The following is an 18,371-nucleotide window of genomic DNA, read 5'->3' on the forward strand; positions in this document are numbered from 1 at the left end:
AATATATGCAAATAATTAATAAATTTTATAAATTACTGAATGTATATATTTATTTTATTTTATTCTCTCTATTAATAGTATTTTTTTCCACAACTTATTCGAATGCAAATGCATTTAAGGTATCTGACATCGAAATATCCTCTCCTTTTGAACTAAATTTTGAAAAAAATAGTGTAATTGATAAAGGATTTCAAATTTCTTTTTCTGATTTGATTTCAATGATTACAACCTCTAGTGATAGAAAAAAGATTAAAAATATTTCAATCAAAGAAGTTAAGGGTATGATCGATTCTTTTACCATTAGTGACGAAAAATTTATAAATAATGAGTATTTTGCAAATTTAGAAACAAGATTTAATAAAAAAAAAATTCTTAAATTTTTAGAAAATAAAAATATTTTTCCATCGATACCACAAAAAAATAAAGTCTTATTATTTCCTATTCTTGTGGAAACTAAAAATAATAATATATATCTTTTTAATAATAATATTTTTTACGATAAATGGAATGAAAAAAAAAATTCTTATGATTTATTAGATTATTTATTGCCAAGTGAAGATATTGAGGTCTTGATGGAATTGCAAAAAACATCAAAAGAGATTGAAACTCATGATTTTTCAGGCCTAATTAATAAATATGACATTAAAGATAATATAATCTTAATTATATACAAAGAAGGTAGCAGTATAAGAACGCTTTCAAAAATTAATTTAAACAATACTTTGAAAATTCATAATAAAAACTATCCAAAAAAAGATATTATAAATGTGGATGACTTTTCTAATATTGTCAAAAGTTTAAAACAACTTTATGAAGATCAATGGAAAAAAAATAATGAAATTAACACATCAATAAAACTTCCTATAATAATATCTATCAATTCAAAAAAAACTAAAAAAATTATAGAGCTAGAACAGGTGCTTGATAGTATAGATTTAGTGTCTGAATTTAATATCTTGAATTTTAATAGTGAGAGTATTCGGTATAAAATTATATATAATGGCACACCTAATATATTTTTAAATGACATGAAAAAAAGAAACCTTGAATTAGAAATGAAAAATAATACTTGGATATTAAAATGAAAAGTTTAAATCAATTATTATTAGATTTTGATTATGAACAAAACTTTAAAGATGACGATTTCTATGTCGGAAAGAGTAATTTTTATGCTTTTGAAGTGATTAACAAATGGCCAAAATGGGAAAAAAACTTTTTAAACATTAATGGTGAAAAGTTTTCAGGAAAAACCCACTTAGTAAACATTTTTTTGAAAAAGTTTAATGGTATTAGGATTGATGTTAATTCACTAAATGATGAAAATCTTAAATCTATTAAACCCTACCAAAATATAGTTTTAGAAGATTTAAATTTAAATATAAATGAGAAACTGATTTATTCACTCTTTAATATAATAGATCAAGATAACAAATTTTTAATAATCACATCAACTAAACCAATATCTGAGATCAATTTTAAGTTAGAAGATCTTCGATCTAGAACAAAGATCTGTCTTTTTGCAAATATTCAAAACCCTGATGATGAGCTAATGTTTGCACTGATATTAAAAAATTTATCAGATAGGCAAATTACTTTAGATAAAAAATTGATTGATTTTATTATTAAAAGAATTGAGAGATCGTATGGCAAAATATTTGAATTCATATATAAAATTGACAAGATTAGTTTAAAAAAAAAAAATCAATCGACTTTAAAATTATTAATGAAGCTCTCGAGGAATAAGTGAATAAATATAGAACACATACATGTAGTGAGTTAACAATAGATAGCAGTGGTAAAGATGTTGTTTTGTCAGGCTGGATAAACAAAAAAAGAGATCACGGAAATTTATTGTTTATAGATTTAAGAGACAATTATGGGATGACTCAATGTATCATAGATAAGAGCAACGAGAATTTTAAATCATTAGAAAAAATACAATTAGAAAGTGTAATTAAAATAAATGGTAAGGTTGTTGAGAGAACAAAAGAGACCATTAACACTGATCTACAAACTGGTGAAATAGAAGTTAATATAAATTCATTTGAAGTGCTTGGTACTTGCAAAGAGTTACCAATGCCAGTTTTCAGTGATCAAGAATATGCTGAAGAGATTAGACTTAAGTACAGGTTCTTAGACTTAAGAAGAAAAAAGATTCATGATAATATTATCTTAAGATCAAAAGTTATTTCTTTTATTAGAAGCGAGATGTCTAAACTTGGTTTCTTGGAGTTTCAAACACCAATATTAACATCTTCCAGCCCTGAGGGTGCAAGAGATTTTTTAGTACCAAGTAGACTAAATCCAGGAAAATTTTATGCACTACCACAAGCACCACAGCAATTTAAACAACTTATAATGGTTTCTGGTTTTGATAAATATTTTCAAATAGCTCCATGCTTTAGAGACGAAGATGCAAGAGCAGACAGAAGTCCAGGTGAATTTTATCAGCTGGATTTAGAAATGTCTTTTGTAGAACAAGAAGATATTTTTCAAGTTGTTGAAAAATTAATAGTCAATGTTTTTGAAAATTTTTCACCAAAAAAATTAATTTATGAAAAATTTCAAAGAATACCTTATGAGGAGTCTATGCTAAAGTATGGATCAGATAAGCCGGACTTAAGAAACCCATTAATAATTTATGATTTATCAAACATTTTTACCCGTGATGATGTTACGTTTGAGATATTTAAAAAGCTTGTAAAATCTGGCTCTAAAGTAAGATGTATAGTTACAAAAAATACAAAAGATAAACCTAGAAGTTTTTTTGATAATATTGACAAGTGGGCCAAAGAACAAGGTGCATCAGGTCTTGCTTATTTTACAATTGAAAAAACAGAAAATCTTTCAGCAAAAGGACCAGTAGGAAAATTTTTCTCTAAAGAAGCCTTAGAAGAAATTATGAAAATCACTGGAGCCGAAATAGGGGACAGTATATTCTTTGCCTGTGGAAAAATAAGTGAAGTTGAAAAAATAACCTCTCTAGCAAGAGATAAAATTGCTAAAGATTTAGAATTAATTGATGATAATACTTTTGCGTTTTGTTGGATTGTTGATTATCCAATGTTTGAAAAAAATGAAGTAACTAATAAAATTGAATTTAGTCACAATCCATTTTCAATGCCTCAAGGTGATATAAAAGATATTGATCTTGATAATCCACTTAATATTAAAGCCTACCAATATGATATTGTTTGTAATGGGGTAGAACTATCTTCTGGCGCAATTAGAAATCACGTACCTGAATTGATGTATAAGTTATTCTCGATTGCTGGATATCAAAAAGAACAAGTTGATGCAAAATTTAGTGGAATGATCAATGCTTTAAGTTATGGAGCTCCACCTCATGGTGGTATAGCGCCTGGTATCGATAGAATTGTAATGTTATTAGCAAATGAAAAAAATATTAGAGAAGTTACAATGTTCCCAATGAATCAAAATGCCCAGGACTTAATGATGAATGCTCCATCAGAGGTAAATGAAGAACAACTTAAAGAACTTGGGTTAGCTTTAAAACTAAAAAAATAATATTACTTTTTACCTTTTAAGCTTATTTTAACGTCAGATAAATCAACAAGATTTTTTTTGTAATTATTTCTAACAAAGCCTTTGCTAGTAACATCTTTTATAATTTTAAGTAATTGATTTTGATCCTCAGTATTTTCTTCTTCAGGTAAAGATCTATCTGATCCACCAATAGATGGAGTGTGTGCTAGATCTTCTCTATTTTGATATGAAATAGCAAGTTCTCTAAATATATAATCAAGTATTGAAGAGGCACTCATTATTCTGTCGTTGCCATGAACTTTTCCAGATGGTTCAAATTTAGTATCAACATAAGCACTAATAAACTCATCTAAAGGAACTCCATATTGAAGACCAAGTGATATTGCTATTGCAAAATTATTCATCAAAGCTTTTACCAGTTCACCTTCCTTACTTGTGTCTATGAAAATTTCACCAATTTTACCATCTTCATATTCGCCAGTATGTAAATAAACTTTATGGTCACCAATTGTCGCTTTTTGGATATAACCTTTTCTTCTATCAGGCATACTAAATCGTTTACCCACACCTTCGTTAATTTGTTTAACAAAAGCAGTATTATTTTCTTTCGAGACAATTTTTGGCTGGCTTTGTTCAGATATAATATCTAATTTTTTAGGCTCAATTACTTTATTATTTGGATCTAAACTTTTTGTTTTTCTCGTATCAAGCTTAACATCTAGAACTTCAAATTTTCCATCATCACGCTTTTCAAGGTTTGCTAATTCTGTTTCATTAATATCATCTAAATAATGATTAACTTTAAAGCTACATGTATAATAAGTTTCTACTAAATATTTTGCCATTTTTCCTTTAATTAATTTTTTATTTTGAATCGTAAGATAATTAATTTATATACAAATCCTTACTTTAGTCTAATTTAAATAATACAATTTAGGATTGAAGAATTAATTATATAATATGTTGACACTTTTTAAAAAAATTTTCATTTGGTGGAACCAAGAAACATTAGGCACAAAATTAAAAACTACTTTTTATGGAAAACTTGCTGGAAAAGATTCTAGTGGCAATAAATATTATGAAAGTAAATCTGGCAAACGATGGATTATTTATAATGATGAAATTGATGCTTCAAAAATACCCACTGAATGGTATTCTTGGATACACTTTACTAATAATAGAATTGAAAACAATCACGAATTGAATAAGTATGATTGGCAAAAACCACATCAATCCAATCAAACAGGTACTGAGAACGCCTATCATCCAAATAAAAACAATGATCCAATCAAAAAAAAATATACAATCTGGAAAAGTTAATTTTTTATTTTTTTTAGTTTATTTTTTTTTAATAAGCCAGCCACTCCCCTTAATAGCTAATGAGGGAAGATTTGCTGAAATTAAGATTTTAGATAAAGTAAGTTCAAAGACTGACCTTTTAAAATTAGAGATAGGTAAAGAACTTAAATTTAAAGGTTTATTAATAAAAAGTCTCAAATGTAAAAACTCAGAATTTGACGACAACCCAGAAATAACTGCTTATATTCAAGTTAAAGATATGACAAATAAAGATAATAATGAAGTTTTTATTTTTAATGGATGGACCTTTTTGTCCAGTCCTGCTGTAAACCCTTTTGATCACGCAGTATATGATATTTGGCTAACAAGATGTTATTAGATTACTTTTTCGTTATCTAGCCAGCCAACATTAAAGTCTGACTCAATAAATTTTTTATGGTTTAATAGAATTTTATGAAGAGGTATTGTTGTTGTTATCCCTTCAATGACAAATTCATCTAAAGATCGATTCATTCTTTGTATTGCTTCAGTTCTATTTCTTCCCTGAGTTATTACTTTACAGATCATGCTATCGTAATATGGGGTAACTTTATAACCTTGGAAAATTGCACCATCTACTCTAGTTCTAAAACCTGATGGCTGGTGACACATACCTATGGTTCCAGGTGATGGTTGAAAATTTTTACTAGCATCTTCGGCATTAATTCTACATTCTATTGCATGTCCTCTAGGATTAATATCGCTTTGTTTTAAAGCTGTTTCGCCAGTGTAAGCTATCCAAATTTGTTCTTTAATTATATCAATCCCCGTTACCATTTCAGTTACTGGGTGCTCTACTTGAACACGAGTATTCATTTCAAGAAAATAAAATTTACCATCCTCATATATAAATTCTACTGTTCCAGCACCTTCATAACCAATTTTACTAACCATGTTTACTGTTCTTTCAAAAAGATCTTTTCGGATTTCGTCAGTTAAGACTGGACTAGGAGTTTCTTCTATTAATTTTTGATGTCTTCTCTGCACAGAGCAATCTCTTTCATGAAGGTGAACAGTTCTATTTTTACCAGACAAAACTTGAACTTCTATATGTCTTGGGTTTTGAAAAAACTTTTCAATATAAACCTCATCATTTCCAAAGTATTTTTGTGCTTCAGATTTTGCTGCTGAAAATAATGTTTCAAATTCTTCTTCTTTGTTGACAATCTTCATTCCTTTCCCACCTCCACCTCCAGAAGCTTTAATTAAAACAGGAAAACCAATCTTTTTACATAGCTCTTTTGCTTGTTCTATATCAGTTACACCACCTGCAGAACCTTCAATTACTGGAAGGCCATGCTGTTTTGCAATTTTTTTTGCTTGGATTTTATCTCCCATCATTTCTATGAGTTTTGAAGAAGCACCAATGAATTTAATATTATTTTCTTCTAAGACTTTAGCAAAAGTTGCATTCTCAGATAAAAAACCATAACCAGGATGAACAGCCTCTGCTTTTGTCAGTTCTATTGCAGACATTAAGGCTGGAATATTTAAGTAACTGTTTGCTGGCTGGTGTGAACCAATGCAAACACTTTCATCAGCTAGTCTAACGTGCATACTATCTCTATCTACATCTGAATGAACAGCAACAGTTGCTATTCCCCATTCTTTACATGCTCGAATAACTCGAACTGCAATTTCCCCACGGTTTGCAATTAGAATTTTCTTAAACATTATTCAATAATGATAATAGTTTGACCATACTCAACAGGTTGGCCGTCTTCCACACAAATTTCTTTTATAATCCCATCTGCTGTTGAAGGAACATGATTCATAGTTTTCATAGCCTCTACTATCATAACCGTTTCACCTTTTTTAATTTTTTTACCAACTTCTGCAAATTTCTTAGCCCCAGGTTCTGCTGCAAGATAAGCTGTACCGATAATAGGAGACTTAACCTCAGTCCCAGATATAACGGTAGACTTAGCTGAATTAAGGACTGGTGTAGAGGCAGCAACACTTACTGCTTGATTTGAGCTAACTGGGTTTGATTTTGATACTTTGATTTTAGTATCTTTGTCTGTGTACTCAATTTCAGTTAAATTGAACTCATTTAAGTAATCAGTTAATTCTTTAATAATATTTTTATCTATTTTCATTTCTGTAGCATGTTTTGCATTGCAATTATGGCTAAAATATAACCGTTATCACCTAAACCAAAAATTCCACCAGTAGCAATATCGCTGATTAAAGATTTACGTCTAAATTCTTCTCTTTTATATATATTTGATATGTGAAGTTCAATAATTGGTTTTTTATAAATATCCAAAGCATCCCTGATAGCAACTGATGTGTGGGTAAAGCCAGCAGCATTAATAATTATACCATCAAATTTATTTTTAGCTTCTTGTATGGTTGTAATTATCTCACCTTCTATATTTGACTGAGAAAACTCTAAATTAATATTTAAATCTCTAGCTTTACTTAAACAATTTTCTTTTAATTTATCAAAAGTTATTGATCCATATTGTGATTGTTCTCTCTCACCTAATAGATTAAGATTAGGGCCATTAATAATTATAATATTATTACTCATCGAATTCTTATACATTATGAAAAAAATAAAAAAAATAAAAATTAAGTTAAATGGTAAATTTACAACAATAAATGAAAATTTAAGCCTCTCAATTTTTTTAAAAGAACTAAAAATTCCTCTAAAAAAAGTAGCAATTGAATTAAATCAAGAAATAATAGATAAAAATAATTTAAAATCGATAAAACTAAAAAATGATGACAAAATAGAAATTGTTCATTTTATTGGAGGTGGATAAAATTGGTTAGTGATAAATTAATAGTTGATAAAAAAAAATTTAATTCCAGACTAATAGTTGGAACTGGAAAATACAAAAGTATGGCTGAATGTGCAAAAGCTATTAAATTATCTGGAGCAGAAATAGTTACTGTTGCAGTGAGAAGGGTAAATATTTCTGATAAAAAAAAACCTTTATTGATGGACTATATAGATCCAAAAAAAATTACCTATTTACCAAATACTGCTGGCTGTTTTAATTCTGAAGAAGCTCTTAGAACTTTGCGTTTAGCAAGAGAAATTGGAGGATGGAAACTAGTAAAACTTGAGGTTCTAGGAGATAAAAAAAATCTATTTCCAGAAATGATTGAAACATTGAAATCTACAGAGGTTTTAACGAAAGAAGGATTTAGAGTAATGGTTTACTGCAATGATGATCCTTTGATGGCTAAAAGATTAGAAAATGTTGGAGCTTGTGCAATTATGCCTCTAGCTGCACCTATAGGTTCTGGACTTGGAATTCAAAATACAACAAATATAAAAATTATAAGAAGCCAAACAAAGCTCCCTTTGATAATCGATGCTGGGTTAGGGCAGGCGTCTGATGCAGCTATTGCTATGGAATTGGGCTGTGATGGAGTATTGGCTAATACTGCAATTGCTAAAGCTAAAAAACCATTTCAAATGGCTTTAGCATTTAGAAATGGAGTAATTGCAGGAAGACAATCTTATTTAGCTGGTCGTATAGAAAAATCTATATACGGAAGTGCATCTTCACCAAAAACAGGAATTATTTAGGCTGCTGGTTTTTTAAAAAATTTCTTTTTAAAAAAAGGTTTTTTTTTGTAAGGCTTCTTTTTAATTGAACTTTCAAAAGATTTAACTTCTTTTTTTTGCTCTTCTAGATTTTTTAACTTTTCTATATGTTGAACTGTTTCTATTGTTTTTTTAGTTTTGTTTTGAAGATCAATTATATATTCGGGAATAATAAGAGTATTATCTGCGATTATATCTATCTTAATTAAATTTTTTTCTTCAAAATACTTTAAATCTTCAATAAAATTTTCTTTCATAAAGTCTGATATTTTTTCACAAATCTTAAGCTCTACAAATTTTGCTTTTGTTAAAACAGCTTTAACTTCAACTAATTTAAGAATTTTCATGGCAAAAGACTCATCTGTAAGAGTAACTTTCCATTTTACAGCACTTTCTCTTAACCTTTGTCTGGACATCTCTAATAGTCCGAATGTGCTAATCCTTCCTATTTGAATTCTTGCCCTATCAGTTCTGCATTGCTCTTTAAGCTTTCTCTCAACCAATCTTCTATTTCCAAAACTTAACATATCAATAAAATCAATAATAATTAGACCAGACAAGTCTCTTATTTTTATTTGTCGAGATATCTCCTCTGCTGCCTCAAGATTAGTGTCTAAAGCGGTACTCTCAACATTTTTTTGTTTAATAGAGCTACCTGAGTTTATATCAATTGAAACTAATGCTTCGGTTGGATTTACAACCAGGTAACCACCTGATTTTAGTTTTATTTCTGAGTCATAAATTTGATTTAATTTTTCTTCAATATTTTCTTTGAAAAATAAAGGAACTTTTTCTCTATATTTTTTTATTTTTTTTACATGAGATGGCATCATTAACTTCATAAAATTTTGTGCTTTTTTATAACCTTCGTTGCCTTCAATGATGATATTGTTTGTGTCTTCATCATACATATCTCTCAAGGTTCTTTTTATAATATCACTTTCTTGATGAATTAATGATGGAGCTATAGAATTTAATGCATTATCTTTAATTCCATTCCAAGTTTTAATCAAAGTTTTAAGGTCATGATCTATATCATTTTTTGTTTTATTTGACCCAGCAGTTCTTACGATAAGCCCCATCTCTTTTGGAATAACTATATCGTTTAAGATAGTTCTAATTTTTTTTCTTTCTCCTGGGTTAAAAATTTTACGAGATATGCCACCACCTTTTGGTGTATTTGGCATTAGGACAATATATTTGCCCGCTATAGAAATAAAAGTACTTAGTGCAGCACCTTTTTGCCCTCTTTCATCTTTTAATACTTGTATTAGGATTACTTGGTTAGGTTTTATAACTTCTTGGATTTTATATCTTTTAGATCTAAATCTTACTTCAGGTCTTTTACCAAATGATACAGGTGAAGATTGCTCTTTGTTTTCATCAACTTGAGCGCCATCTGTAACTGGAGTATCACTCTCTTCTGTTATCTGGTCATCACTCTCTAATTCAGATTCAGGTTTTACTTCAACTGGATCATTAATATCAAGATTGCCTTCGTTAATATTTTTTTGCTCTTCCAGTTCACTTTCTTTTAGAAGTTCTTCTCTGGCTCTTTCTTCTTCTTCCTTTATTTTTGATAAATCACTCTGAGGTATTTGATAGTAGTCTGATTGAATATCATTAAAAGATAAGAAGCCATGTCTATCTCTACCAAAATCAATAAATGCAGCTTGCAAAGATGGTTCTACACGGCTTACCTTACCAAGGTATATGTTATTTTTGATTAAATTATTTTTTAAGCCTTCGTACTCGTAGTCTTCAATGCTTTCACCTGACTTAAGTACAACTCTTGTTTCATTTGGATGCGAAGCATCAATGTATAAATTTTTTTCCATATATTTTTGATTAATTGTTTCATTTTATATTTAAATAATTTTAAATTTAGTTTGAATTCTGATGCCTTAACATTACCAAATTCTTATATATATTAAACTAAAATGCATCGAATAATTAAAAATATATTTATATTAGTTTTAAGTATTGGTCTATTATCTGCATTTTCAATATTAGCTGTTTTGTGGGCTTTTTCTAACAATTTACCAGATTATAAATTCCTTAAAAACTATAAACCATCAGTTTCTAGTAAAGTTTATTCAGGTGAGGGCGAGTTAGTGAATGATTTTTCATCAGAAAAACGAATATTTGTACCCTATAAATTAATATCAGAAAAAGTGATTAACTCTTTCTTATCTGCAGAAGATAAAAATTTCTATTCACACCCTGGTGTAGATGCCAAAGGAGTATTAAGGGCAATAATTAATAATATTTCCAATGTAATTGCATCAAGAAGACTAGAGGGTGCATCAACTATAACCCAACAAGTAGCAAAAAATTTTTTATTAACAAATGAAGTAAGTTTAAATAGAAAAATTAAAGAGGCAATTCTTGCTTTTAGAATAGAAAGAGCTCTTTCAAAAGAAAGAATATTAGAACTATACTTAAATCAAATATATCTTGGTGAGGGTACTTATGGTGTTGCATCAGCCAGCTTAGAATATTTTGATAAATCAATTAGTGAATTAAATTATGAAGAGGCAGCTTTATTAGCGGCTCTACCAAAGGCCCCAAGTAGATATAATCCTTATAAAAATATTGAACTTGCAAAATTTAGAAGAGATTTAGTTATAAATAATTTATTTGAAAATAATTATATAAATAAAAAAAATCAAGAAGAGCTTTTGTCAAAAAAAATTATACTAAAAAAAAGAAAAAAAGTTTTTACAAAAGATACAAGTTATTATGTTGAAGATATTAGAAAAGATGTTGTTGAAAAGTTAGGATTTGATAAAGTTTATAAGCAAGGATTAAATATAAGCACACCTATTAATCTTCATTTACAAAAAATCGCAACAGAGTCATTGAGGCAGGGTCTCATTGAATATGATAAAAGAAAAGGTTGGCGTGGAGCATTGACTAATATTAAAAAATTAGAAAAATGGAATAAAAAAGTAGATAAATTTAAATTAGAAAAATCAATTAACTGGGACTTAGCAATAGTTAAAAACATAGATAAATTTTCAATAGAAATTGAAACAGAATATGAAAAAAAAGGAACTATTAAATATGAAAATATCTCATGGATCAAAAAAGATTTTAAAGAAATATTAAAAATTGGAGATGTTATTTATGTTGAAAATATTAACAAAAACATATTTTCCTTAAAACAGTTGCCAGTGGTTAATGGAGGAATTGTTGTTATGGATCCGTTTACTGGAAGGGTGTTAGCTTTAAGTGGTGGATTTAGTTTTAAAAAAAGTGAATTTAACAGAGCAACGCAGGCACTAAGACAGCCAGGTTCTGCTTTCAAACCTTTTATTTATGCTTTAGCTCTTGAGAATGGATACACACCATCAACTTTAATTTTAGATGCACCATTAGTTTTGGAACAAGGAACTGATTTAAAAATGTGGAAACCAGAAAACTATGGAAAAAAATTTTATGGACCATCAACACTGAGAATGGGATTAGAAAAATCTAGAAACTTGATGACAGTTAGAATTGCACAAGATCTTGGAGTTAAAAAAATTGTTAATTTTTCAAAAAAACTTGGAATATATGAAAATCCTAGTGAGCTTTTATCAATTTCATTAGGTTCTGCTGAGACAACTTTGTTAAAATTAACATCAGCATACTCTTCATTTGTTAATGGAGGAAAACTAGTTAAACCAATAATGATTGATAGAATTCAAGATAGTGAAGGTAATACAATATTTAATAATGAAATGAGAGAGTGTATAAATTGTGATCAAATATCTCACTTAAGTGACAATTATCCAAATATAGAAGACAAGTTTGAGCAAATATTTTCTCCAGAAACGGCATATCAAATGACCTCGATATTAGAGGGAACTGTTCAAAATGGAACAGGAAAAAATTTAAAAGATTTAAATTTAGACTTAGCTGGTAAAACAGGAACCACGAATGGAAATACAGATACTTGGTTTGTTGGCTTTACCTCGAAATTGACAATAGGAGTTTATGTGGGTTCAGATAATCCAAAATCACTTGGAAGGTATGAAACAGGGGCAAAAACAGCATTACCAATTTTTAAAAGCTTTGTTAAAAAAGCTGTGAAGAAAGAAGATGCAAGACCATTTAAAGTTGCAAAAAATATTTTAATGAAAGTTATTGATCCTGTTACAGGAAAAAAAGCTGAAATTGGAACAAGAAGAACAATTATTGAAGCCTACAAAGATGTAAAAGTGGAAAGTTTATTGAATCAAGATATTAATAATAGATTAAAAAATAATAATATATTAAGGTTCTATTAATGGATAATGAATATTTAAATTACAAATCTGAAATAGAGAAAATCAATCAAAGAGTTAAGGAGTACCTTTGAAACACGCAGTATTCATAAAAAATTAGAAAAGAATAACAAAAAAATACTAGAATCTAATTTCTGGCAAGACAAATCAATTTCACAAAAAGTTATTAAAGAAAAAAAATTATATGAAGAATTAATAAATTCATATGAAAATTCATCTAAATCAATAATTGAACTAGATGAATTAAATGAACTTGCTTTAGAAGAAAAAAATCAGTCTGTATTAAATGAAGTTCTAGAGAGTATCAAAAATCTCAAAAAATTAGCTAAAAAAAATGAAACTAAATGTTTTTTATCAAATGAAACTGACAGTTTGGATTGCTATATAGAAATTCATGCTGGTGCTGGCGGAACAGAGAGCCAAGATTGGGCAGAAATGCTAAGAAGAATGTATTTAAAATGGTCAGATATTAAGAGTTTTAAATCAGAATTAATCAGCGAACATAAGGGAGATGAAGCTGGCATAAAATCATCAACTATTAAAATTGAGGGTGATTATGTTTATGGATGGTTAAAAGCTGAGTCTTGGAATTCATAGATTGGTTAGAATATCTCCTTTTGACTCTGGAGCTAGACGGCATACTAGTTTTGCTAGTATTTGGATTTATCCAGTAGTGGACGAAAATATTGAAATTGAGATAAATGAAAAAGATTTAAGAATTGACACCTACAGATCAAGTGGAGCAGGAGGACAGCATGTAAATACCACTGACAGTGCGGTAAGAATCACTCACTTGCCTTCTAAAATTGTTGTTCAATGTCAAAATGAAAGATCACAGCATAAAAATAAAGACACCTGCATGAATATGCTGAAGGCAAGACTGTATGATTTTGAATTAAAAAAAAAAGAAAAAGAAAGCCAAACGATCGAGTCCTCTAAGTCAGAAATTGGTTGGGGTCATCAAATTAGATCCTATGTACTTCACCCATACAGAATGGTAAAAGATAACAGAACTAACTTTGAAAGCTCAAATCCGAATAAAATTTTGGATGGTGAGATTGATGATTTTTTAGAAAGTTCATTATATAAAGTGAAATAATGAAAAAAATTATTAAAATACTTACAATATTAATAATAATCCTTGCTGCTATCATCATTTACCTAAGCATATATGGAATAAAGACAGAAAAGTTTAATAATGAAATAAAAAAGAATGTTTCAAAAATTAATAAAAATATTAATCTTTCGTTAAATGAGGTTAATTATTTATTAAACCCACTAAATTTCAGTATTAATATTTCAGCAAAAAATCCAAAAATATTATTGGAAGATAAAAGTCTAGATTTAAGAGATATTATTACCAACATATCATTTAAATCTTTTATAAATAATCATTTTTCTATTGATGATATAGAAATTTCCACAAAAGAAATTCAAATTAAAGATCTAATCTCATTAACAAGAAAAGTTAAAGGATCACCACAACTTTTTATATTAGATAGCATTACTAAAGCAGGATTAATTTCTGCAAATATAAATCTTACGTTTGATATAGATGGGGAAATAAAAAAAGATTATCAAATAAATGGGACTATTAAAAAAGCAAAATTTCATACTTTTAACCAAGTAGAAATTGAAAATTTAAACCTTTCATTTGATATAAGTAAAAATCAATTAACATTAAAAAAAGTAGAAACAAAAATTAATAATATAAATTTAAAATCATCCTTGATTAAAGTTCAAGAAAAAAATAATAGATTTTTTATTGAAGGAGAGGTGATAAGCGATCATCAAAATTTTGATATAAATAAACTAAAACCTATACTTGGTGACTTACTGAGCACTATTGAGACAGAAAAGATAGATTTCAACTCTATAAATATTTTTTCATTTAACATAAACAAAAATTTGAAATTGAATGATTTAAAACTTGAAACAGATTTGAACCTAAAAAACCTCAAAATAGTTAAAAACTCTCTTGATTTAAAAACTTTTTTACCCAATTATAATAAACAAGTTAAGCTTAAAGAGCATAAGATCAAAATTAAATTAACAAAAGATATAATAGATATTAAAGGAAAGGGGAATATCTACATTGGAGATGAGGTAGAACAATTATATTATAAAATCAATAATAATGATGGAACAATAACATTTGATACAAAGCTTAATATTAAAAACAATCCATTGATAATAAATTTTTTAGATTACGAAAAGGAAAAAGGAGACAGTTCGGAAATTCTATTAAAAGGTATTTACAAAAAAAATAAAGAATTAATATTTCAAACTATCTCTATAACAGAAAGAAATAATCTAATTTTATTTAAAGACTTATTATTAAGTAAAAACTTTAAAATTAAAGATTTGGATTATGTTAAGCTTGATTATAAAAATAAAAATAATCTTTTTAACAGAGTAGAGTTAAAGAGAAATAAATCTAATTTTTCTATAAAAGGCAAAAGTTTTGATGCAACTCAGTTCATTAATAATAGCATGAATGACGATGAAGGTTCTATAATCTTTGAAAATTTAAATTCTAAATTTGATGTTAAAATAGATACAACGTATTTAAACAAAAATGATTACACAAAAAATTTATTTGGAAACTTTACTTTTAAAGAAAGTAAATTAAGTAAATTAAACTTAGAGTCTGCTTTCTCTAACAATAAAAAAATGAATTTATCCATTAAAACTAATAATCAAAAAGAAATTATTACAAAATTTTTTTCAAACCATCCAGAGCCCTTGATTAAAAGATATGATTTTATAAAAGGATTTGAGGAAGGGTATCTAAATTTTTACTCCATAAAAAAAGATGGTGTTTCTGATTCCGTATTAGTTGTTGATAATTTTAAAGTTAAAGAAGTACCTGTTTTTGCTAAGCTTTTAAGTCTAGCCTCTCTTCAAGGAATTGCAGATCTTTTAACTGGCGAGGGAATAAGATTTACTGATTTTGAAATGCGTTATTCAAGTCGTAAAGGTCATACTAAGATTGAAGAAATGTATGCAATTGGTCCGGCTATTTCTATATTAATGGATGGTTACATTGAATCAAAGAAACTGGTTAGTTTAAGAGGAACATTAGTTCCTGCTACAACTATAAATAGATCTATAGCTTCAATTCCTCTACTTGGAAAAATATTGATAGGAGATAAAACGGGTGAAGGTGTTTTTGGTGTAAGTTTTAAAATAAAAGGACCTCCAAAGAACTTATCTACAACAGTTAATCCAATTAAAACTTTAACACCTAGATTCATAACAAGAACACTAGAAAAAATTAAAAAGAACTAAATTAATTCAACTTTAATATGTTTTTTTTTACCAAGAGAAAGTTTAATTAAACTGTCTTTAAATAAATCTTCAGTAATTAAAAACTTTTCATCAGAAATAGTTTGATTGTTTATTTTAATTCCATTTCCTTTAATTAATCTTCGAATTTCACTCTTGGAGCTTTCTAACTTAGATAAAATTACTAAATCTAGAATATTTATATTATTGGCTAGCATTTTTTTGTTAATTTGAATAGTTGGCAGGTTATCACCCAATGAATTTTCAGAAAATGTTTGTTTTGCTGTTTCATGGCATTTACTTGCTTCATCTTCACCATGCAACATAGATGTAGCTTTATTTGCAAGTAAAATTTTTAGTTCATTAATATTATCATTTTTAATTTTTTCAATTTCATCAACATCAATATCTGTAAAAATTTTTAAAAACTTTAATACATCTCGATCGTCAATATTTCTCCAAAATTGCCAGTAGTCATATGCTGAAAGAAATTTTTTATCTAGCCAAACAGCACCAGATTCAGTTTTGCCCATCTTTGCACCTGATGCCAATGTAATAAGAGGTGTCGTTAAACCATAAACAGGATTGTTTGAATATCTTTTTATAAGATCAACTCCATTAACAATATTGCCCCATTGATCAGAGCCACCAATTTGAAGCATACAGTTTTCTTTTTTATTCAATTCTAAAAAATCATAAGCTTGCAAAATCATATAATTAAATTCCATATAGCTTAATGACTGTTCTCTTTCTAATCTAATTTTAACACTATCAAAACTTAACATTTTATTGATTGTAAAATGTTTACCCACATCTCTTAGAAAAGAAATATAATTTAAATTTTTAAGCCAAGTATAATTATTAACAAATATAGGTTTTGTTTTTGGGTCTTTATCATCTAAAAAGTTTTTTAGAATTTTTTCAATATTATTTATATTCTTTTCAATTTCTTCTTCAGATAAAATTGTTCTAGTTTTATCTTTACCAGATGGATCACCTATTCTAGTAGTACCCCCTCCCAATAAAACTATTGGTTGGTGACCGTGTTTTTGTAACAATCTAAGACACATAATTTGGAGTAAGCTTCCAACATGAAGACTTTCAGCTGTACAATCAAAACCTATGTAAGCTCTGATTTTTTTTTTATCTAATAATTGAGACAGGTTTTCTTCTCCAGTACACTGGTAAAAGAAACCCCGATCTTTAAATTCTTTTAAAAATTTATTCATAAATATGCTATCTACAATATACAATATTTACTTAAAAAATAAGAATGGAAAAATTTTATACTTCTTTAGGGTTAATGAGCGGCACATCTATGGACGGGGTTGATGCGTCAGTTATTAGGTCTGATGGTGAAAATAACTATGAACCTATATTTGATAAATATTTTGAGTATGATGAGGTAATTTATTCAGACTTACTAAATCTAAGGGATAAAATAAATTCAATAAAAGATCTGACCACTAATTCTTATCAAATTAAAGAGCTTGAGAGAAAAATTACATTATTTCAAGCCAAAATTAGTAAAGAAACTATAAAGAGCGCAGGAATAGATGTAGATCTTGTTGGTTTCCATGGTCAAACAATTTTTCATAATGCTCAGGAAAAAATATCAAAACAAATTGGAGACGGTAATTTACTATCAAGTCTTTTAAAAAAAGAGGTAGTTTACAACTTTAGAGAAAATGACATTCTTAACGGCGGACAAGGAGCTCCATTAGCCCCAATCTTTCACAACTTACTAATAAATCAGAATCAAATTGAGAGACCTGCTTGTGTTTTAAATGTAGGAGGTATTGCAAATATCACTCTTGTTGTCTCAAAAAATAATGAAGATCTGAAAAGTTTTGATGTAGGTCCAGGTAATTGTCTCTTAGACGAATGGGTCAGAAGACACACACAAATGAAATATGATGAAAATGGAAAAGCTTCAAATATTGGAAAAACAAGTGAAGTTATTCTAAATCAAGCGATTGATAATTTTGATAATATAAGTAATCAAAAAAAACTTTCATTTGATATAAAGGATTTTGACTTAAGTTTTGTGAAAGGTCTTTTATATGAGGATGGCTTATCAACATTAGTAGATTTCACTGCGATAATAATTTACCAATCAATTTTAAAATCAATTAAGATCAAAGAAAATCAAAAGTTATTAATAATTGTTTGTGGAGGGGGAAGAAAAAACCTATCTTTAATGGAGAGTATAAAAAAAAGATTACCAAAAAATATCTCCTTAAAAATAATTGATGATTATAATATTGATGGAGATTTTATTGAATCTCAAGCTTTCGCTTATCTCGCAATTAGATCTTCACTTAAAAAAGTAATTTCATACCCTAACACTACGGGTGTACTAAGACCATCAATTGGCGGAGTTTTAGTTAAAAACTATTAAG

Annotated in this window: 17 protein-coding genes; 11 read left to right on the top strand and 6 right to left on the bottom strand. The window is 28.0% G+C overall.

The genetic code is table 11. The features are described 5' to 3' along the window. Window positions 1-5 precede the first annotated feature (5 nt). Genes ABXT72_RS01700 through aspS form a run of 3 tightly spaced genes read left to right on the top strand, consistent with a single transcriptional unit; the run spans window position 6 to window position 3,528 of the window. Window positions 6-1,085: a hypothetical protein gene (locus ABXT72_RS01700; protein WP_415278640.1), complete on the top strand. Its 1,080-nt coding sequence runs from the start codon at window positions 6-8 to the stop codon at window positions 1,083-1,085. Further along, on the top strand, window positions 1,082-1,747 hold the full coding sequence (locus ABXT72_RS01705; RefSeq protein WP_415278642.1) for a DNA replication protein: 666 nt from the start codon (window positions 1,082-1,084) through the stop codon (window positions 1,745-1,747). Before ABXT72_RS01700 ends, ABXT72_RS01705 begins: the two co-directional genes overlap by 4 nt. Beyond that, window positions 1,744-3,528, top strand: a complete 1,785-nt coding sequence (gene aspS, locus ABXT72_RS01710) for an aspartate--tRNA ligase (protein WP_415278643.1) — start codon at window positions 1,744-1,746, stop codon at window positions 3,526-3,528. The genes ABXT72_RS01705 and aspS overlap by 4 nt, the downstream gene beginning before the upstream one ends. 2 nt (window positions 3,529-3,530) lie before the next feature. Here the strand turns inward: aspS and ABXT72_RS01715 are convergent, their stop codons facing one another. After that, the gene (locus ABXT72_RS01715) at window positions 3,531-4,352 is read right to left on the bottom strand and encodes a ribonucleotide reductase (protein WP_415278644.1); all 822 of its coding nucleotides are present in this window, start codon (window positions 4,350-4,352) and stop codon (window positions 3,531-3,533) included. 115 nt (window positions 4,353-4,467) lie between these two features. On the opposite strand from ABXT72_RS01715, the gene ABXT72_RS01720 reads away from it, so the two are divergent. Both ABXT72_RS01720 and ABXT72_RS01725 read left to right on the top strand, forming a co-directional pair. After that, on the top strand, window positions 4,468-4,827 hold the full coding sequence (locus ABXT72_RS01720) for an NADH-ubiquinone oxidoreductase subunit NDUFA12 family protein (RefSeq protein WP_415278646.1): 360 nt from the start codon (window positions 4,468-4,470) through the stop codon (window positions 4,825-4,827). Further along, window positions 4,787-5,185, top strand: coding sequence for a DUF2155 domain-containing protein (locus ABXT72_RS01725; protein ID WP_415278647.1), 399 nt, complete (start codon window positions 4,787-4,789; stop codon window positions 5,183-5,185). The genes ABXT72_RS01720 and ABXT72_RS01725 overlap by 41 nt, the downstream gene beginning before the upstream one ends. Here the strand turns inward: ABXT72_RS01725 and accC are convergent. From accC to aroQ, 3 genes are read right to left on the bottom strand one after another with little or no spacing between them, the layout of a single operon-like run. Continuing rightward, complete coding sequence (gene accC, locus ABXT72_RS01730; RefSeq protein WP_415278648.1) at window positions 5,182-6,519, bottom strand: acetyl-CoA carboxylase biotin carboxylase subunit; 1,338 nt, start codon at window positions 6,517-6,519, stop codon at window positions 5,182-5,184. The genes ABXT72_RS01725 and accC overlap by 4 nt on opposite strands. Then, window positions 6,519-6,944, bottom strand: a complete 426-nt coding sequence (locus ABXT72_RS01735; protein ID WP_415278649.1) for an acetyl-CoA carboxylase biotin carboxyl carrier protein — start codon at window positions 6,942-6,944, stop codon at window positions 6,519-6,521. The genes accC and ABXT72_RS01735 overlap by 1 nt, the downstream gene beginning before the upstream one ends. Then, the gene (gene aroQ / locus ABXT72_RS01740) at window positions 6,941-7,381 is read right to left on the bottom strand and encodes a type II 3-dehydroquinate dehydratase (protein WP_415278650.1); all 441 of its coding nucleotides are present in this window, start codon (window positions 7,379-7,381) and stop codon (window positions 6,941-6,943) included. Before aroQ ends, ABXT72_RS01735 begins: the two co-directional genes overlap by 4 nt. Window positions 7,382-7,397: 16 nt before the next feature. On the opposite strand from aroQ, the gene thiS reads away from it, so the two are divergent. Continuing rightward, the gene (thiS, locus tag ABXT72_RS01745) at window positions 7,398-7,616 is read left to right on the top strand and encodes a sulfur carrier protein ThiS (protein WP_415278652.1); all 219 of its coding nucleotides are present in this window, start codon (window positions 7,398-7,400) and stop codon (window positions 7,614-7,616) included. Window positions 7,617-7,618: 2 nt separating this feature from the next. Further along, the gene (locus ABXT72_RS01750; protein ID WP_415278653.1) at window positions 7,619-8,392 is read left to right on the top strand and encodes a thiazole synthase; all 774 of its coding nucleotides are present in this window, start codon (window positions 7,619-7,621) and stop codon (window positions 8,390-8,392) included. On the opposite strand, the gene ABXT72_RS01755 is transcribed toward ABXT72_RS01750, so the two are convergent. Next, window positions 8,389-10,248, bottom strand: coding sequence for an Rne/Rng family ribonuclease (locus tag ABXT72_RS01755; RefSeq protein ID WP_415278654.1), 1,860 nt, complete (start codon window positions 10,246-10,248; stop codon window positions 8,389-8,391). The genes ABXT72_RS01750 and ABXT72_RS01755 overlap by 4 nt on opposite strands. A gap of 102 nt (window positions 10,249-10,350) precedes the next feature. Here ABXT72_RS01755 and ABXT72_RS01760 point away from each other — a divergent pair, with 102 nt between their 5' ends. From ABXT72_RS01760 to ABXT72_RS01770, 3 genes are all read left to right on the top strand, one after another. Then, window positions 10,351-12,684, top strand: coding sequence for a penicillin-binding protein 1A (locus ABXT72_RS01760; protein ID WP_415278655.1), 2,334 nt, complete (start codon window positions 10,351-10,353; stop codon window positions 12,682-12,684). 45 nt (window positions 12,685-12,729) lie between these two features. After that, window positions 12,730-13,780, top strand: a protein-coding gene (prfB, locus tag ABXT72_RS01765) for a peptide chain release factor 2 (protein WP_415279149.1) whose coding sequence is annotated in 2 segments (ribosomal slippage) — window positions 12,730-13,266 and window positions 13,268-13,780 — 1,050 coding nt in all. Because the reading frame shifts where the segments join, the coding sequence is not laid out codon by codon here. Then, window positions 13,780-15,972 (top strand): hypothetical protein, encoded by a 2,193-nt coding sequence (locus ABXT72_RS01770; RefSeq protein WP_415278656.1) that lies wholly within the window; start codon window positions 13,780-13,782, stop codon window positions 15,970-15,972. The genes prfB and ABXT72_RS01770 overlap by 1 nt, the downstream gene beginning before the upstream one ends. Here ABXT72_RS01770 and tyrS read toward each other — a convergent pair. Next, the gene (gene tyrS, locus ABXT72_RS01775; RefSeq protein WP_415278657.1) at window positions 15,969-17,198 is read right to left on the bottom strand and encodes a tyrosine--tRNA ligase; all 1,230 of its coding nucleotides are present in this window, start codon (window positions 17,196-17,198) and stop codon (window positions 15,969-15,971) included. The genes ABXT72_RS01770 and tyrS overlap by 4 nt on opposite strands. 44 nt (window positions 17,199-17,242) lie before the next feature. Here tyrS and ABXT72_RS01780 point away from each other — a divergent pair, with 44 nt between their 5' ends. Continuing rightward, entirely contained in the window at window positions 17,243-18,370 is a 1,128-nt protein-coding gene (locus ABXT72_RS01780; protein ID WP_415278658.1) for an anhydro-N-acetylmuramic acid kinase, read from the top strand. The last annotated feature ends 1 nt before the right edge of the window (window position 18,371 follow it).

The organism is Candidatus Pelagibacter sp. Uisw_094, assembly GCF_047729535.1.
GTDB lineage: Bacteria > Pseudomonadota > Alphaproteobacteria > Pelagibacterales > Pelagibacteraceae > Pelagibacter.

Bases quoted from the DNA above. Each gene is read 5' to 3' on its own strand.
- ABXT72_RS01700 (WP_415278640.1), top strand. From the start codon at position 6: ATGCAAATAATTAATAAATTTTATAAATTACTGAATGTATATATTTAT.
- ABXT72_RS01705 (WP_415278642.1), top strand. From the start codon at position 1,082: ATGAAAAGTTTAAATCAATTATTATTAGATTTTGATTATGAACAAAAC.
- ABXT72_RS01715 (WP_415278644.1), bottom strand. From the start codon at position 4,352: ATGGCAAAATATTTAGTAGAAACTTATTATACATGTAGCTTTAAAGTT.
- ABXT72_RS01720 (WP_415278646.1), top strand. From the start codon at position 4,468: ATGTTGACACTTTTTAAAAAAATTTTCATTTGGTGGAACCAAGAAACA.
- ABXT72_RS01725 (WP_415278647.1), top strand. From the start codon at position 4,787: ATGATCCAATCAAAAAAAAATATACAATCTGGAAAAGTTAATTTTTTA.
- accC (WP_415278648.1), bottom strand. From the start codon at position 6,519: ATGTTTAAGAAAATTCTAATTGCAAACCGTGGGGAAATTGCAGTTCGA.
- ABXT72_RS01735 (WP_415278649.1), bottom strand. From the start codon at position 6,944: ATGAAAATAGATAAAAATATTATTAAAGAATTAACTGATTACTTAAAT.
- aroQ (WP_415278650.1), bottom strand. From the start codon at position 7,381: ATGAGTAATAATATTATAATTATTAATGGCCCTAATCTTAATCTATTA.
- thiS (WP_415278652.1), top strand. From the start codon at position 7,398: ATGAAAAAAATAAAAAAAATAAAAATTAAGTTAAATGGTAAATTTACA.
- ABXT72_RS01755 (WP_415278654.1), bottom strand. From the start codon at position 10,248: ATGGAAAAAAATTTATACATTGATGCTTCGCATCCAAATGAAACAAGA.
- ABXT72_RS01760 (WP_415278655.1), top strand. From the start codon at position 10,351: ATGCATCGAATAATTAAAAATATATTTATATTAGTTTTAAGTATTGGT.
- ABXT72_RS01770 (WP_415278656.1), top strand. From the start codon at position 13,780: ATGAAAAAAATTATTAAAATACTTACAATATTAATAATAATCCTTGCT.
- tyrS (WP_415278657.1), bottom strand. From the start codon at position 17,198: ATGAATAAATTTTTAAAAGAATTTAAAGATCGGGGTTTCTTTTACCAG.
- ABXT72_RS01780 (WP_415278658.1), top strand. From the start codon at position 17,243: ATGGAAAAATTTTATACTTCTTTAGGGTTAATGAGCGGCACATCTATG.